The organism is Verrucomicrobiota bacterium, from assembly GCA_038744685.1.
Classification (GTDB): domain Bacteria; phylum Verrucomicrobiota; class Verrucomicrobiia; order Opitutales; family Puniceicoccaceae; genus Puniceicoccus.
In genome coordinates, this window is sequence record JBCDMB010000006.1 from 23,068 (window position 1) to 39,840 (window position 16,773).

At 51.9% G+C, this 16,773-nt stretch carries 14 protein-coding genes and 1 tRNA gene; 5 read left to right on the forward strand and 10 right to left on the reverse strand.

The window, feature by feature from the left end; all coding sequences use genetic code 11:
* Positions 1-26 precede the first annotated feature (26 nt).
* The gene (locus AAGJ81_05385; GenBank protein MEM0965563.1) at positions 27-629 is read left to right on the forward strand and encodes a nitroreductase family protein; all 603 of its coding nucleotides are present in this window, start codon (positions 27-29) and stop codon (positions 627-629) included.
* 184 nt (positions 630-813) lie between these two features.
* Here the strand turns inward: AAGJ81_05385 and AAGJ81_05390 are convergent, their stop codons facing one another.
* The 4 genes from AAGJ81_05390 to AAGJ81_05405 form a co-directional block, all read right to left on the reverse strand.
* The gene (locus tag AAGJ81_05390; GenBank protein MEM0965564.1) at positions 814-2,856 is read right to left on the reverse strand and encodes a hypothetical protein; all 2,043 of its coding nucleotides are present in this window, start codon (positions 2,854-2,856) and stop codon (positions 814-816) included.
* A 37-nt stretch (positions 2,857-2,893) separates the two neighbouring features.
* Positions 2,894-3,601, reverse strand: coding sequence for a hypothetical protein (locus AAGJ81_05395; protein ID MEM0965565.1), 708 nt, complete (start codon positions 3,599-3,601; stop codon positions 2,894-2,896).
* Positions 3,602-3,735: 134 nt separating this feature from the next.
* A complete protein-coding gene (locus AAGJ81_05400) occupies positions 3,736-4,362 on the reverse strand; it encodes a rhomboid family intramembrane serine protease (GenBank protein MEM0965566.1) in 627 nt (208 codons plus the stop codon).
* A 10-nt stretch (positions 4,363-4,372) separates the two neighbouring features.
* Positions 4,373-4,753, reverse strand: coding sequence for a hypothetical protein (locus AAGJ81_05405; GenBank protein MEM0965567.1), 381 nt, complete (start codon positions 4,751-4,753; stop codon positions 4,373-4,375).
* 42 nt (positions 4,754-4,795) lie between these two features.
* Here AAGJ81_05405 and AAGJ81_05410 point away from each other — a divergent pair, with 42 nt between their 5' ends.
* Positions 4,796-7,615, forward strand: coding sequence for a phosphoenolpyruvate carboxylase (locus AAGJ81_05410; protein ID MEM0965568.1), 2,820 nt, complete (start codon positions 4,796-4,798; stop codon positions 7,613-7,615).
* A gap of 12 nt (positions 7,616-7,627) precedes the next feature.
* On the opposite strand, the gene AAGJ81_05415 is transcribed toward AAGJ81_05410, so the two are convergent.
* On the reverse strand, positions 7,628-8,287 hold the full coding sequence (locus AAGJ81_05415; protein ID MEM0965569.1) for a rhomboid family intramembrane serine protease: 660 nt from the start codon (positions 8,285-8,287) through the stop codon (positions 7,628-7,630).
* An 84-nt stretch (positions 8,288-8,371) separates the two neighbouring features.
* The gene (pyrH, locus tag AAGJ81_05420) at positions 8,372-9,103 is read right to left on the reverse strand and encodes a UMP kinase (protein MEM0965570.1); all 732 of its coding nucleotides are present in this window, start codon (positions 9,101-9,103) and stop codon (positions 8,372-8,374) included.
* 150 nt (positions 9,104-9,253) lie between these two features.
* On the opposite strand from pyrH, the gene AAGJ81_05425 reads away from it, so the two are divergent.
* Both AAGJ81_05425 and AAGJ81_05430 read left to right on the forward strand, forming a co-directional pair.
* A tRNA-Glu gene (locus AAGJ81_05425) sits at positions 9,254-9,331 on the forward strand.
* Positions 9,332-9,559: 228 nt separating this feature from the next.
* Positions 9,560-10,987, forward strand: coding sequence for an adenylate/guanylate cyclase domain-containing protein (locus AAGJ81_05430; protein ID MEM0965571.1), 1,428 nt, complete (start codon positions 9,560-9,562; stop codon positions 10,985-10,987).
* 363 nt (positions 10,988-11,350) lie between these two features.
* Here AAGJ81_05430 and AAGJ81_05435 read toward each other — a convergent pair whose 3' ends face one another.
* From AAGJ81_05435 to AAGJ81_05445, 3 genes are read right to left on the reverse strand one after another with little or no spacing between them, the layout of a single operon-like run.
* Positions 11,351-12,580 carry an insulinase family protein gene (locus tag AAGJ81_05435; protein MEM0965572.1) on the reverse strand — a complete coding sequence of 410 codons (1,230 nt, stop codon included), beginning with the start codon at positions 12,578-12,580 and terminating at the stop codon, positions 11,351-11,353.
* Entirely contained in the window at positions 12,577-13,800 is a 1,224-nt protein-coding gene (locus tag AAGJ81_05440; GenBank protein ID MEM0965573.1) for a pitrilysin family protein, read from the reverse strand. Before AAGJ81_05440 ends, AAGJ81_05435 begins: the two co-directional genes overlap by 4 nt.
* Positions 13,801-13,852: 52 nt before the next feature.
* Positions 13,853-14,245: a Minf_1886 family protein gene (locus tag AAGJ81_05445; GenBank protein MEM0965574.1), complete on the reverse strand. Its 393-nt coding sequence runs from the start codon at positions 14,243-14,245 to the stop codon at positions 13,853-13,855.
* An 88-nt stretch (positions 14,246-14,333) separates the two neighbouring features.
* On the opposite strand from AAGJ81_05445, the gene gspG reads away from it, so the two are divergent.
* Positions 14,334-14,777: a type II secretion system major pseudopilin GspG gene (gene gspG / locus AAGJ81_05450; GenBank protein ID MEM0965575.1), complete on the forward strand. Its 444-nt coding sequence runs from the start codon at positions 14,334-14,336 to the stop codon at positions 14,775-14,777.
* Between the two features lie 317 nt (positions 14,778-15,094).
* On the opposite strand, the gene AAGJ81_05455 is transcribed toward gspG, so the two are convergent.
* Entirely contained in the window at positions 15,095-16,759 is a 1,665-nt protein-coding gene (locus AAGJ81_05455; GenBank protein MEM0965576.1) for a TIGR03790 family protein, read from the reverse strand.
* Positions 16,760-16,773: the final 14 nt, after the last annotated feature.

Below are 16,773 nucleotides of genomic sequence, written 5' to 3' on the forward strand. Positions count from 1 at the left end.
GATGAGCAATTCTACCCTAATCTTCTATGGATACATTCACTGCAATCGAGAGCCGCCGCGCCATCAAACACTTCGACCCGGAACACCACATGCCCGAGGCGGATGAGAAGCGTCTACTAGAGCTAACTCTACAGTCTCCCACTGCTTTCAACATCCAGCACTGGAGATTTGTCCTAGCGAAAGACCCGGAGCTACGAAAACAGATTCGAGCAGTGGCATGGGATCAGGCTCAAGTGACAGACGCATCCCTGTTGATCATCATTTGCGGCAATGTCAACGGGTGGAAGGAGGACCCAAACCAGTATTGGGTGAATGCCCCACAGGAAGTGCAGGACTTTTTGGTTCCCGCGATTGGGCAATACTATGAAGGCCGCGAAGACGTCCAGAGAGACGAGATTATGCGGTCAGCCGGCATTGCCGGACAGACTCTCATGCTCGCTGCGAAAGCGATGGGCTACGACAGCTGTCCAATGGACGGATTTGATTTTGAGGCGGTCGGAAAGTTGATCGGCCTCCCGGAAGGTCACCAGATCGCCTTTATGGTCGCTGTTGGAAAAGGCACTAAGGACGCGTGGCCAAAGCCAGGGCAACTCCCGTATGACGAGGTCGTGTTGGACAACGGGTTCTGATTTGTCAGTCCAAGTCCCCGGTTCGCAGAACCGAGGCCACAGAGCCCTCGATCTCTGTAGTCAACGGTTTCTCCCCATAGCCTCGAAACTCTGTTTCGGGGAGAGTATTGGTACCTAAAAAGTCCCCCGAGATTTTTTACTCAGGCCTGTAAGAACAAGGGTGACTACCCAAGACCTTAACCAGCTACCAATCCAACGGTGGAGGCGGAGCCAATCCAACAAAAATAACCAACCCGTCACCCCCCGGATTCGTCGTTGCGTCTGTGTTGAACGGTGGCTTCCAGTTATTGATCACCCAGACGTTGCCCGCCGCGTCGATTTGAACGCTCGTTGATCGCATCATCGGCGTAAAGTTAGGTGCAGCACCGGGACCGAAGAGCGGATCTCCGTTGGAAAGGGTCACTGGCTCCCCTTCGGAAGGAAGCGTGTAGCCGGTTTCCGGAGTAATCGGATCGCCGAAGGACAGCCCTTCAGGCCAGCCCGCTGGATTGGCTCCGCAGATCTGCGAGAGCCTAGCCTCATCAAAGACATTATTGACCGCAATCGGACCGAAATTGGAAACCCAGATATTACCGCTACCATCGACGGCAAGCCCCCACGGGCCGAAAATACCTCCTCCGGAAAACTGCCCGAGTTCGTTCCCATCTGTATCAAAAGCAAAAACCTCGTCCGTTCCCTGGGAGGAAAACCATACATTTCCCGCGTAGTCCACTATGACCACTTTCAAGGTGCTCGCTTCCGACTTATCGAACTCCTTCAGGAATGTTTGCTGAAGCGAATCGCCCACCAGGTCGTAGCGCGCGAGGCTCACCGGATTGGTTCCGGCCAACCCGCCGGAGAAGGTAACCCATGCGGCATCTCCATCAGGTACCGGTGCGATCCCGAACGGTGCGTCCTTGGGGTCCGTAATTGAAAAAATTTGGTCATTCGGATCCCCATCGCGAAAGACCCACACCCCGCTCCCGTTCGGGTAGTTTGCTTCATTGGTCGCATCACCGAAACTCGCCATCCAGATGTTGCCGTTTACATCGGGCTCGATTGCCTGGACCCGGTAAGGCCCGAAATATCCACTGGGTGCCGACAAAGCAGTTCCGTCTGGAGCAAAGTGAGAGACACTCCCGGTTTGGGCTCCGTTTGGATCGGACGGAGTTTGGGACGGATAATACAAGTCCGTGTCACCGATCACCGGTGTAGTCCAACCAAAATTGCCGAACCAAGCGTTGTCGTTTTGATCGACACTAGTCCCCCAGCCAACCCCAAGAAGACCGCCGGTTCCTATAGGAGAGAGTGGAGTACCGTTCGTTCCGTCAGAGGGAGACCCATCCGGTTTGAGGACGACGTTCAGGTTCGTCGAGTTGGGCGTCCCCTGCGTCACGTTATTGCCCACCCAAGCATACCCGCGGGAATCCCAGTCCACATTGGCCACTCCACCAAAGGGAATATTAGGATCTCCCGTGTTGTTGACCTTCACGGCGATCGTCCACTGAACCGGTGCAGCGGAAAGAGTCGGCGTCAATCCTCGACCCGTCCTCGAAAGATCGTAAATCGTCTCTGCATTCTTTGCCGGCTGGCGAGCAAGGTTCGCAAACGCTTCGGCTGTATCCATCGCTGCACGTCCAAACTCATCGGTCGCGGTATCCAGAAATTGCTGTAGTATCGTGCCACGCCGCACGCAGCCGTTCATCAAGTTATTGAGTGAACGCGTGAGGCGCAGTGAATTCGTCTGATCGGAATTGGGCGGGTTCAACAACACATCAGAGATTCCTCCTGACACAGGGTTCACAATGTTTCCATACATCTGCGAGGCGATCTGGAGGCGGAAGGGATTTCCAGCTATCTGTCCGGTTCGATAAAACTGTGCCATTGTATAGGCTGATGCTACAGTAGTCAGCTCGTTGATAACCGCAGTCGCCGGAAGCTCCTCTCCGAGGATCGCCAGCATCCGAAGTCCCGGTCTAAGTGTTGCGGACAAAAAGAAGATGCTGTTCGAAGTATCTTTCCCTATGTCGAACTGAAACTGTCCACTCGAATCGGTTGTAGTTGTCGCAAGGGCAATCGGAGTAAACTCTGACGCCTCAAACAAGGTCACTTCAACGTCCCTGACAAAACGGTTCGGACCTGCGACATCGAGAGTGCCGTCAAGTGTCGAGGCATTTCCGTGTGACGCGAGCAAGATGGCAATTCCGAAGACTGCCGACGACAAGATTAAGTGAATAGGGTTTTCCATTTCTTCAGATCGTTTCAAATATTAGAGAAACTGTAATCTAGTCTTCATCCGAACTATGCCTGGACCGTCTCCAGCGGGAAAGACCTGCCGCTCCCAAAGCCAGCAATCCCAGTCCCTTTGCAGCGTCAGCGGGCTCTGGAACAGCAGTGCCGCCGGATAGAATTGGTTCGTCTGCCACATCATTCCACGCCCAGCTCTGGATCGTTACCGATGTACTTTCCGTAGGGAAATTCGGAAACTCAAACAAGACTTCCGCACGTCCATAAAAAGTATCCCCGCCCGAGTTAAACCGGAAACCGAAGACTCCCGTGCTGTTCGCTGAAAAGTACGTTCCGTTGAGGAAAGTAGTGGTTGGGGTCGCATAAAACTTTCCAAAGGAGTTCGGACCAAACGCATAATTGGTGAGAGTCGGGCCAATAATAAAGCTGGGATTTCCTGCAAAGTTGACCACCTGATTCGATATTGTCGTAGCAATAAGCTCGAATCCATTGGCCGTTATATTCCCAACCACAGCGCTGCGAAATAAGGAAGTCGCCGAGTCGACATAAGCGGCTATTTCGGTCTCTGACGTCGCCCCACCGTCGATATTCCAAGGTGTTGTATCAGAACCTCCAACGGAAAAAGCGGAGATGGGAGTGTTAACAGTCTGAATCGCGCCGTTAGAGGTTGCGGCAGCACCGAGAAGAGAGGCCATGCCCAGAAACGGGAGGGGTTTGGGGAGGTAAGACGATGGTATATCATTCATGAGATAGAGGTTAATGGTTGGTCAAAGTAGAGTAAAGAAAAGAACCACTTACCATCGCTTGAAAGGATTCACTTCAGCTCGAAAGAAGATCTAGCGACGAGGATTAAGGAAAACATGAAGTCGACAAGCCATTTTCAATTCGGGGGTTCCAACGCACGAATAGCTTCACGCCTCGTGGTAAAGAACCCGATCACCACTCCAAAAAGCAGGCCAAAAATGTGAGCAGGAAGAGAAATCAAGTTCTCCGGCTGAAGAATTTGGAACACGACCTGGCCGAAAAGAAGAACTCCTACAACCACTCGACACTGGAGGCGCTTTACGCCCCAAAAAAGAACGATCCAGTACGTGCAATCAAACCTCACCTTACCCGCGACGACTACCAGATAACCCATCAATCCAAATACAATCGCACTTGCTCCCACCACGCCCGTATCTTCGATCAAAGCGTGGAAAAGAGCACCTCCGATTCCGCAGAGGACCACAAACAGAAAGTAGCCAAGTGATCCCATCTTTCGGTTTACGAAGTTACCGAGAACAAGCATCAAAAACAGGTTACCAACCATATGATATAAGTTCACATGAACCAGCCACCCGATCGGGACAAAAAGGAGCTCCACTAAAAGAAAAACAAAGTAATTGGTAGCGAGAACTGCTAAGGTGACTATCGAAGAGAGGGCTAGAAAAACGGTATTCATCCAAGGATAAGCCACCTCTTGCTCGTTGACAGAGCTGTCGATGCAACGAAATGGCAATAGGATCACAGGTCTTCCCCTAGATGATCGTTAGCGCTGTGATCCCGAAGCAGGCCCAAGTGTTTACCCAGAACGTAGGTTTTTCAGCAAGCCACTGGTGAACGTGGAAGTATCCCATCCAAAGAGTGAAGGAAAGAACTCCGTAAAACAGAATCGCCGTGATACCCGCACCGAGAAAAACTTGAAAACTTGTCTGGAGGAGGGCCATTAGGCCCGCACAGTAAGACGCATCGCTCGATCTGTAGTAACAAGTAGTAAGTCTGGCACCGACCATTACTTCGATCAGAAACAACAGAAAATTCACTTTGATCGTCGTAAATCCGACTAATTCCAACAGCAAGATGAAACCGTTTTGGACGAACCCATTGCGTTTGACGTAGCCCTTTTGCCCCCTTACCACCGACCATAAAACTGGAAAGAGAACTGCTTAACCGCCCACCGAATGGAAGAAACGCTTACCTACAACGAAAGAATCAGGATCGGATTCGAAAAGATCGACAAGGATCTCGACTTCCTCGTGGGCTGTTTTCGTGACATGCTTATTGGACTCGGTGAAACGGAAATCGCCCACCATCTCCCTTGGATCGGTAAAGCACCCACCGATGAGAAAAGCCATCTGGATCCGGGTGTCATTCAGGCGACTTCGATCGCCTTTCAGCTGCTCAATATGGTAGAGGAGAACGTATCCAACCAGATGCGGCGTCTTTACGAGAGATCCAATGGACCCTTGCATGAGTCCGGACTGTGGGGGTTCTACCTTCGAAAGTTAAAGGAGGATGGTTGGACTGCCGATCAGGTGGCCGACGCACTCCCCTATCTTAGGATCGAGCCAGTGCTCACTGCTCATCCTACTGAATCCAAAAGGGTCACCATCCTAGAGCAATATCGCGAACTGTATGTTTTGATCGTGCGGCTAGAGAACAGCATGTGGACCCCCAATGAGCGGATTGGGATCGAAAACCAAATCAAGAACGCTATGGAGCGAATCTGGCGCACTGGAGAAACCCTGCTGGCCAAACCCAGTGTCGCAGCAGAACGCGCCGGCCAACTTCACTATTTTAACAACGTCTTTCCGAAAGTTCTCCCTCAGATTGATCGCCACCTTGAGGAGGCGTGGTTGGCCAACGGCTGGGACCCAAACCTGATTGGAAACTCATCGAATCGTCCTCGCCTCCGCTTCGGCACGTGGGTAGGCGGCGACCGTGACGGGCATCCTCTCGTTACCGCAAAGGTAACCCGGGAATCACTCCTCGACTACCGAACAAACGCGCTCGCCCTCCAGGAGTCCAAACTCTCCCAGCTACGGGCGCGACTAAGCCTATCCGATCGGTTACAAAAACCACCGGAAAGTTTTTCAGATCGGTTGATTGCGATGGCCTCTCAGATCGGCGACGAGGCAACTACCCTCCTTGACCGGAATCCCCACGAGCCGTGGCGACAATACATTAGCCTCCTGATCGCCCAGCTACCTCCCCCTGACTTTGATCCCTCTGACTCCAAGTATCCAGCGAGTCGATTCTATCGTTACTCGTTCGACCTGAGCGCCGACCTCCGCGCCCTTCGGGACTCACTCGTTGAAATTGGTGCGGAACGAGTCGCCCGCATGGACGTCGATCCAATTTTGAGAAACATTGAAGTTTTTGGATTTCACTTTGCCGCCCTTGATGTCCGGCAAAACAGCGTTTTTCATGAGAAAGCCATCGACCAAATCCTCAATCGGGCTGGGATGGAAGATCATGGTTACAGCGAGTGGCCGGAGGAGAAGCGCCTTGAATTTCTCGAAGCCCAACTGGAGTCTCCTTTTCCTCTCCTCCCTGTCGGCGAAACACCGGGAAAGGAGGCTGAGGCGGTCATCGCCGCCTATCGGGAGATCGCCCGCTACATTGACCGTCACGGTGATGAAGGCATCGGATCCTTCATTCTCAGCATGACGCGATCTGCATCGGATCTTCTTGCCGTATACTTTCTAGCCCGGGAAGCCAATCTCCTCCGAAAGCTGGACTTTGGAGTCATCTGCCTGGTCCCAGTAGTCCCTCTTTTGGAGACTCTGGAAGACCTACAAAACGGACCAGGTATTCTTGAGACGTTTCTTTCCCATCCAGTCACTCGCAACTCTCTACAGTGGACCTACCGAAGAGGCGGTCTCCTGGCAAAAAAAGGAGCCCTTCGAGACACGGAAGCGGTCTGCGATTTCACCTCTCTTCGCCTTCCGGTTCAACAGGTCATGATCGGCTACAGCGATAGCAACAAAGATAGCGGCATTTTAGCGAGCCAATGGGGTCTTCATGTTGCTCAACAGAACATAACCGAAGTCGCTCGAAAGATGGGCTACCGAATCCGCTTCTTCCATGGTAGAGGAGGAACGATCAGCCGGGGAGCCGGACCCACAAACCGCTTTCTCGAAGCTTTGCCTCCGACTGCACTCAGTTTCGACCTCCGTCTCACCGAGCAGGGAGAAACCATCGCTCAAAAATTTGCGAACGACCTGACCGCTAGCCACAATCTCGACCTTCTGATCTCGGGCACCTGTTACCACTCTCTAACCGGCCCAAGGAGAAACCTTCCAGAGTCCGATATTGTAGAAGCGGTCCACTCCCTATCGGATGCAGCCAGCAAAGTCTATCGGGGTCTCTTGAAAGAAGATGGCTTCATGGATTTTTACACCGGTGCAACCCCACTCGACGCTCTGGAGAAAAGTAGTATTGGGTCGCGTCCAGCCCGCCGAACCGGAGTGCGCTCTCTGGAAGATCTAAGGGCGATTCCTTGGGTCTTCAGTTGGTCCCAATCGAGGTTCTTTTTGCCGGGCTGGTACGGTTTTGGATCCGGAGTGTCACAATTGAGCGAAGAAGAGTTTGAGAAAATTCGAAACGGACTCTCGTCGTGGCCTTTTCTTCGCTACGTTCTTACCAACATTGAGACTTCGCTATCGGCAGCAAGCAGCGACATCATGGAGGCCTATGCGGATATGGTTCCCGATTCTCAAATCCGGACAAAGTTTATGACGCTCATCCTCAACGAGCTGGAACTGACTCACCAAACCATGACCCGCTTATTTGGGAGTGAGCAAAAAGATCGTCGTCCCCGACTGGATAAGACGGTTTTGCCACGAAGCCAAGCTCTGGAACCTTTGCATCACGAACAGATTCGACTCCTTCGAAAACTGCGTGCAGGAATTAACGACCCTGAGGAAGAAGCCGCACTCACTACAAGGCTTCTCCTGACCATAAATGCAATCTCGTCTGGCCTGCGCACTACCGGATAACGCAGATTAGTATTACACTTTTCTTTGGGCTAAAATGTCGAGCAGCGTTTCGTTATCATGGTGAGACATCTCCAGCCAATCGTTTTTCAAGGCAAGAAGACCGAAGACGATGCCGAAGACGAAACCACCAATGTGAGCCCAGAAAGCAACTCCACTCTCAGATCCACTAACCACCCCGTATACATCGGTCGCGAACCAAAACCCAATTAACCAGTAAGCCTTGATGCCCGTGCTACCCCAGATGGATATAAACCAGTAGAAACTGTGGATTCGATTTACCGGGTAGAGGGCAACGAAAATTCCTAAAACCGTGTAGATGGCACCACTGGCCCCTACCGCAGGCCTCCCATCGAAAAGCAAATGAATAGCAGCCAAGAAAAGCGCCCCTCCAAAGAAAATGCCCAGGTATTTAATGTTCCCAAACTTCGCACAGATCGCGTTCCCAAAAACCCAAAGAAACACCATGTTTAAAAGGAGATGGAGTAGCCCTGCGTGAAGCAATGAACTGAAAAGAAGCTCAAGGGGATTCCAGCTCTCCAGAACAATTCCCTCAAGAAAACGGTCGAAGCCCGCCAAACTCCCGACAAAAGCCACCCCGCATAAACCGGTAATTACGAAGTTGGTAATCGGCCAAACCGGATAAAGCAACTCTACTCTATGGGGAATAATCATGAATAAAGGATCAGGCTCACTCCCTTGGGTTACGCGATTCGGATCGTTAGTTTCCTGGTTTCTCGACCAGCAGGAGACTTTGATCTAGTCCCCTGAAGACACAACAGTCCCAATAGGTTCGCCGCAGACTGCCCTCTTGATACTGCCCTCATCCTGCATGGAAAAAACGAGAATGGGCATCTTATTGTCCAGGCATAACGAAAAAGCGGTCGAGTCCATGACCTTCAACCGCTTCCTTAACGCATCGACAAAATCCACCTGATCATACTTCTTGGCATCCGGAAATTCCTTTGGGTCCTTATCGTAGACTCCATCCACATTCGTCGCCTTCAGAATGATATCCGCCCCCATCTCACTTGCCCGTAGCGCCGCTGTCGTGTCTGTTGAGAAGTAAGGGTTACCCGTTCCTGCAACAAAGATGACTATGCGGCCCTTTTCCAGGTGCCTTTTTGCCCGCCGCAAGATGAATGGCTCCGCAATCTTTTCGACTGGAATCGCACTTTGAACGCGAACCGGCACACCCACCTTCTCGATCACATCCATAAAAGCCAACCCGTTGATCACTGTAGAAAGCATACCCATATAGTCTCCGGTAGTACGATCCACCCCACGACTTTCTCCTTTCAGTCCGCGGAAAATGTTACCGCCTCCCACAACTATACCGATTTGCACGCCGAGTTCATGCACTTCTTTGAGCTGGCGAGCGACCGATTCGAGAACCGGAGGATCAAAAGGCTCTCCCGTTTCCCGGTTTAAAAGAGCTTCACCGCTCAGCTTAATGACGACCCGCTTGTACTTCGGTTTCAATTCCTTCATAAGGCAATAACCCGATGGACGGGTCAATAGCCAATACAAAGTTTCACGTTAGGTGAGGTTGCCGAACGCACTCGTCATCTCGTTCTTCTAATTCTTCATTTCTAGCTTGATCTACCTTCAAATGACCCTTCTATTCCTCCCCTTTGCCGCGTCCCGTTCGTCTAGCCAGGCCTAGGACACTGGGTTTTCATCCCAGCAACAGGGGTTCGAATCCCCTACGGGACGCCAAATCATTTTTCACTCCGCAGGGAGGGTCAACAAAGGGTGTTGGCTCCGCTCTTTCTCCAGGAAGAAGAGCCCCACGGATCCGTTCGCGATTCTCGCATCGGCGTACCCTGAAGTGCTGCCAAAAACGCAGCGGGCATTTGTCGTCGCCAGGCCTGAGATTTTTCCCTGATTGCTTTTCGTTGCTACCTCGTAAGGGTAGTTCCGTCTAGCATGGTCATTCTTTCGAACATGAGAATCGGCAAGCGGTTAATCGCCGGATTCGGGTGCATTCTCGTGACGATCGTATTGCTAGCCGTTTTGGCCATCTTCCAGATCAATCGCCTCGCGCAGCAGACGAGACTCATCTTTGAACATCCCTTCACGGTAATGACCGAAATCGCCGAAACGGAAGTGCGTATACTCGAGATGCACCGAGAGATGAAAGATCTGGTTGCCTATCCGACCATTGAAGAGAAAATTGCCTCGGGCGAAAAGGTTCAACGACTGGAAGCACGAGTTCTCTTCCTTCTTGAAAGAGTGCGCGAACGCTTTTTGGGGGATTTAAGCGAGATCGATGCTCTACGGGCTGCGGTGCTGGATTGGAGACCCATTCGCGACGAGGTCATCTATCTAAACGTCGAAAAGGAAGACCCTGTTGCCGCCGAAATAACCCGAGGAAAAGGCGCTCGGCACGTCGTTTTGATTCAGGAGAAGCTAGCTTCTGTGCGCAACTTCGCCCAAGAGAAGGCAGCCCAGGCCAAACAACGCGCGAATCAATTGAAACAAAGGTCCGTCATTGTTACTCTGCTTGCGATGATCACGGTCTTCGTGATTGCCTTGGCCCTAGCACTGCGCATCACCCGAAGTATCACTGACCCTCTTTCCCAGCTAGACCATTCTATTGCCCGAGTATCGGAAGGAGACTACAAAAGCCAAATCCGAAGCACTTCGAAAGATGAACTCGGGCGCCTGACCCGATCGTTCAACGAGATGACCACTCGAATCGATGAGCAGAATCGGGTGATTGCCGAGAAGAATCGGGAGAATGAGTCACTTCTTCTCAATGTTCTCCCTGAGGGAATAGCCGGTAGACTCAAAAAGGGAGAGCAACGCATCGCGGATTTCTTTCCAGAGGTCTCTGTTCTCTTTGCAGATATCGTTGGCTTCACTCCGATGACGAGAGAGTCAACCCCACAAAATGTCGTCGAGTTTCTCGACGAGTTGTTCTCAGCCTTTGACTCCATTGCCCAAAAATACGGCGTCGAGAAAATCAAAACCATAGGAGACGCCTACATGGCCGTTTCTGGACTTAGCCAGCCGAACGATTCGCCGACTGAAGCACTTGTCTTTGTAGGACTAGAGCTCATCGACGCTACAGAATTAATCAACGAGAAGTATGGCACCGAGGTATCTCTCCGCGTTGGGATCCATAGCGGTCCCGTTGTCGCTGGAGTAATTGGCAAGTCGAAGTTCATCTACGATCTGTGGGGAGATACGGTCAATATCGCGAACCGAATGGAATCGCATGGCATCGCTGGGCGAGTGCAGACCTCAGATACGGTTAAACAAAAGGTCGAAAGTGCTTTTTCGTTCGAACCGAGGAGAGGAATCGAGATCAAAGGGAGAGGCAAACAAGACGTGTGGCTGGTGATAGGGCCCAAACCGAAGTTTGGTTAGCACTGCTTCCAGCGTAACCGAACAGCAGTTTGATTAATGAAAAAAAACCTCTTGGTCTCCTTTAGAGCACTTTTCGATTAGGTTGAACCGTCAGGTGGGATTTAAAATGAGAGCAGCGCACTTGTCCCGCCGTAGCTTCTCAGCGAAGGAGGAAGGCGGCTTGGTGTGTAGCGGGCTAAAGCCCGTGAACACCAAGCTAACGCAGCGAACTCTCAGTTTAACCCCATCCGGAGGACTGGCTGCTTTTGAGCCCCAACAGCGTTCGAGCGACGCTCACGCACTTCTAGTGCGCAGCGCGTCGCTCCGCCTCGTTGAGGCGCAAAAGCAGCTCAGCCTGATGGTTCAAACTAATCGAAAAGTGCTCTAATCGACCGATTCCGGCAAAAGGCGAAGGGTAGAGAATTGCTTCTGACCCCACTCTTCCTCCGTCCAGACTTTGAGAGTGTCCAGGGAAATCTCTTTCAGTTGAACCTCTTCGTTCTCGCCAAGATCAGACTGCCAACCAATCACGGCACGTGTGGCGAGTCGGTAACTCCTCCACGAGGCTCTTTGCCGATTTATTCGTAAACCTGACAAAACCATCGCCTTTCCTGCTGCCATCTCGTCAGGAGTAAACCCTTCCCTAGACAGCCTTCGGAAAACGCTTTGCAGTTGATCGACCAGAAACTCTGTCTGATTTCTTTCACATCCCGCAACAACGCCAAACACTCCGGCGGAGAGACCCACCACCTGACGGGCATAACAAAAATAAGCCAGTCCATGACTTTCCCGAATCTCCTCAAAAAGAGGTCCGGACAATCCGTTCAAACTCGCTAAAGCCAATCTACCTAAGAGCGACTGTATGCCGTCTGTCTCAGGCCCAGTTCGGAGAGCGTGCACTACGATCGCCTGTGCCCGATCATGCTCCTCTCTTCGATCCAAGGAACCGACATGGGATCGATCATTGTTCAAAAAGGGGGTCTTGTTCTCTCTCCTGCCGAGAGAAAAATGACGGCCGACGATTCTACAAACAGACTCCACATCAAATTCACCGCTGATCGCCATAGCGGTGTGCCCCCGTCTGATAATTCTCTCTCCTAATGATTTCAATTGGCAGAAAGACACCTGCTGAAGATCTTCCTCGCGCCCATCCGGCGAATCGGCAAGGGAAGATCCAGCCAACAGATACTGTCGCATTTGGCGAAAAGCTTTTGACGAAGGATCGTCCCTCTCCTCCTGAATCAATGAAGTCCGAACGTTTCTCTCCCTGTCCAAAAGCCCGGGATCCTCGATAATCGAGACCAGCAACTGAGACAGGAATGCCAATGAGTCACACACAACCTCAGGCCTGACTGAAAAACGCAAACCACAAACTACGTCTCCACAGAAGGATGATAAGCCACCACCCCATCCTCCAAACTTCTCTGCAACCTCAATGTCGCTGACAACTCCCGCTCCCGAACGAATGTAGTCCATGAGCAACGCGGAATACCCCAACTGCCCCGGTGCTTCCCAAAATTCCGGTCCCGTGAAAGCAATACAGACACTTGCAAACCCTCTTTCTGGAAGCAGATCGAGAATGAGACCTTCGGGGACACCTGAAACAAAGCTCATCTATCTGCCGAACTCAGCTGCCCGACCACTGCTTTCGCCGTGTTCACTACTCCCCCCACAAAATTCCGGAAGTCTTCCTGTTTCAGACTGCGCAATTCCTCCATTTCAACCGAGGAATCCAAAACCTCTCCAAAGAGTCGATAGCCGTCGCCTATCCATTCTGCCAAACCATCGATCGACTCGATCCTGCTCATCATACGGAAAGCCAAACGATCTCTTCCATCAGTGAACCAATCGTCGATTGAATCACCGCGGGCAATTTGCTCAAACTCAGCAAGGATCGTTTTTTCCACCTTGCCTAGGTTCTCGCGATCCGCCGTCCAAGACAAAACCAACACTGAGCAGCCCCCAACCGGAAAGATGAAACCATCGACTTGGTGAACGAGTGAGTTCTCCAGCCGGAGCACCCGATTGAGGAGACTGCTCTCCCCACCGACGAGCGATTCGAGAAGAACTTCTGCCTGAAGAGCGGTTCTCGGAGTGTCGATTTTCAGAGGAAAGATCAGGCTGCCTCGGCTCCCTTCCCAACTACCGGTCAGTCGAACCTGAGCCGCTCCCTGCTCTCCGGACCATCGTGCAGGATCTCGCAGAGACTTGTTTTTCCGAGGCACCAAAAACTTCGCCCGAAGCCGTAGTTCCTCCGAAATATCACCTGCGAGAAGGAGAAAACACTCCCCCGAAAAGTAGTTTTCACGGTGAAAAGATCGAAGCGCGTGCAAATCCAAATTTAAAAATGAGGGCTCCAAGCCGATCACCGGATAGCGACAAGTGTCCGAAGGAAAAGCAGCTCGCATCATCTCCTCAAAAAGATGATTCTCGGGATCATCCCGCGTCATAGCGATCTCCCGAAGGATAACCTCCCTTTCAGATTCGAATCCATGATCCGAAAGAGCCGGGTGCCAAACGAAATCGGCCAAGAGATCAAGCCCCTCGACTGCATTTTCTGCCGGTAATTCAATATGGTAGACGGTCCGATCGTAAGAGGTGTAGGCGTTTAAATATCCTCCAAGCAACTCCGCTTGGCGATTGATCATGGCCGCAGAGCGGGATTCTGTTCCCTTAAAAACCATATGCTCAAGAAAATGAGCCAGTCCGCTCCCTACCCAACCATCCTTCTCAGCGCAGCTACCCGCTCCGATCCAGATCTGTAGGGAAACCACTCCAACGCCCGGCCTGTTCACCTCGACGACAGGCACTGTATCCTGCTCCGCTATACCCACGAACTACGCCGACAAAAAACCACTGCAAAGGTAGAAACTGATTTCGCGACAATTACGGCTTCTCAGGAAGAAAAGGTTCTTCAAAAGCCTCGAAGAAATCGTATCCACTCTCAAAGTCCTCGATCCTATCTTCATCGGTCTTGCCAAGAACCCCGTAATCCACGAGTTCAAAGACGATCGTTCCAAAGTCACGGCACGTTTCGATGTTCCAGTGGTCAAAAACCGCCTTGGTCATTGGGCCATATTGTTCCAACGCATAAGCTCGGATTCCATCCAGCAACTTTTCACCCGAGATATGTTGCCTTGTCTTGATTTCACCACGCTCTTTCAGCGAGGTCAGCGTGTAGTCCAGACCCTGCCGAACGAAAAGGTAGGCATTGGGGTGGAACCTACCGTTCTCCGCGCAGATACGGTCAACCACTTCACTGAACTCTGGTTTTTGCATTTTTGGCAAGATTGCTTGGCTCCCGGCCAAATCTCAAACGTGAAATACCGAACTTGCGCCAAGCCGCAATTGCGACGATACGTATCTCATGAAAAGATCCCACTTTTCTTCGCGAAAAACAGATCTGCGCAAAGCCTCCAGCGGTTTCACTCTCCTGGAAGTGCTGATGGCGATCGCCCTTCTCGCCCTTCTAGTCGGTGTCGTTCTCACCAATGTGGAAGGCCTCTTCAGCGGGGGTCAGGAAAAGGTAGCGACCATTTTTGTTGAACAGACCGCCCGCACTGGACTTGCCGCATACCGGCTCGATACGGGCAACTATCCTTCAGGAGGTGAAGGTCTACAAGTTCTAGTCGACAAGCCTGCGGGGGAAGAAGATTGGAGAGGTCCGTACCTCGATGATATCCCCGAAGATCCTTGGGGAAACCCTTACCGTTACCAATTCCCGGGAACCAGAAGCAGCAAAGGCTACGATGTATGGTCCACCGGCCCCGATGGAACCGACGGGACAAGCGACGATATCGGTAACTGGTAGGAGAAAAGCACCGACCAATTCCGATCCCGCGAAGCTGGAGACCGCTAATATTCTCTAATCAACGCTGATCCGCCACCAATGTCTGACAGCACAGACCACAAACCAACAAGATACCCCAATCCGGAACATACTCTTTCAGGATAAACCGTTTCCATTCTAGCCCATCCAAACCCCTCAAAGATGCCTCTGTTTGATAAGCGCCCATAAGAGAGGATAAGCGGTTCCGGCTATGCCGTTGGAAACACCGGAATCTAACCTACCCCCTCTTCTTGCGGCTCTCCTTACCGAATTCGTCTGGCGATAGAGTTCGGATCCCTTCACTTTTTCTTATTCTTTGGCTCTGGGGGCGGAGGCTTTCTCCGCTCGTATTCCTGTCTAAAATTCTCTGCCTCTACGAAGCTGCCCATACCGTTTGCGATATCGGCGGCCTCCTGCAGGACAGAGAGCTGCAGAATCAAAGGAGCGTTTGGAGAATCCGCCATCGCGGAAAGAAGTCGCATCGCACTGGTCGTATCTCCAAGCTTCGCAAACTCCCCGGCGATACCTACGACCACAGCAATCTCGTCAGGTGCAACACTTATCGAATGGCGGAAGGGAGCCAGCAGATCGAGTGCTTCCACCGCCCGGCCATCCTCCCTGAGCAGGCGAGCAGTCTTTAAACCAATCGCAAACCCAGGTGCTTCCAAAAATTTCCTTTTTCCGTAGTCCGCCGCTGCACTCTCACCTTCTTCACCGAGGATACGATTCATTTCCCGAATGACCGCGTATTGGGAAAATGGATTCGTAATGGAAATCGAAGAAAGTTGGTCTTCGAGAGGAACCGCAAACGGCCGGTAAAGCGGATCGCCCAGCACTATCGTCTGCCAACTTAAGAAACGAATACTCTGGAGAGCGGCGTCCGCGAGAGTGTTTCCATTCAACAGACTGGCAAGGAAGATTACCGGGTTGTGCGTTCCTTCCAAGTAGGGCTCGAACACATTCCCGACGGTCGCCGCAACGCCTCGATCAACCAAACCACCCGACCATCCTACATCACGGTCTTGTAGCGTCGTGGCTGAAAAGCTGTGAATGTGAAAGGCAATTGCCCCGGGAGGAACGGCTACATCGAGATCCTTCCAAGCCCCTTCGATTGATCGAGCATACCAGCCAAAGTAAAGAGCGGGAGCGTCAAACCGAGCCGACGCCTTTATCGTCGGCTTTCCTCGGTCGATATCGAGATCGTAATTGGATTGCTCGATGAGGTTGCCCACTTCTTCGAGCCACTCATCTCCGTTTTTGTGAGGACCGCCGATATCTACATACGCTCGACCCCAAAGACCGGTTTCCTCAGCCTCGATAGCAGAATCAATCATTCTGCGGGCGGTCGTAAAAGACGGCCCATCAATCCGAGAGACCTTGATGATTTTTTCGAGAGAGAAAGCAGACGGGTTGAATCTCCCGAAGATCGGATTTCTCGTAGGACCTGCCATGCGGTAAGCGTCCCCTGCAAGTAGAGCCAGCTCTGAGTCCACGGAAGCCCGAGTCGTCTGGAATGGTTTCGGTAAACGCCTTGTGTCCCGTTCAGCAAAAAAAAGATCCTCGTGCGCCACCCGCAGTGGCACTCCTTTGCAGAGAACCAAGGCTCCAATCTTATGACCAAATACAATCGCGTTTCGCCGAGTGAAATCATCACGTCCGGACCGAAAAGTCGCTCTTATCCAACCATCTTCGACCAGGCGATCCTGCAACGGGTCCCAGATCTCTCCAATGAAATCCATTCCGGAAAGGGTTTCCTTCTCAGGCATTGGAAGGGCGACAATATTCTCTTCCGGGATCCCCCTTCGTTCTGCGTAATACTCTGCAAGCTCTACCGATTTCGAGTTCGATGAGTTTGCCACAATCACTACAGACTCCGGATCTATGGCAGAAGCTGAACCTGAAAAACCAAAGGCGCACAGGTGCAAAGCGAAGAGCACAAACGGAGTTCGAACAGTGCGGACCATTCGATCACCCTTTC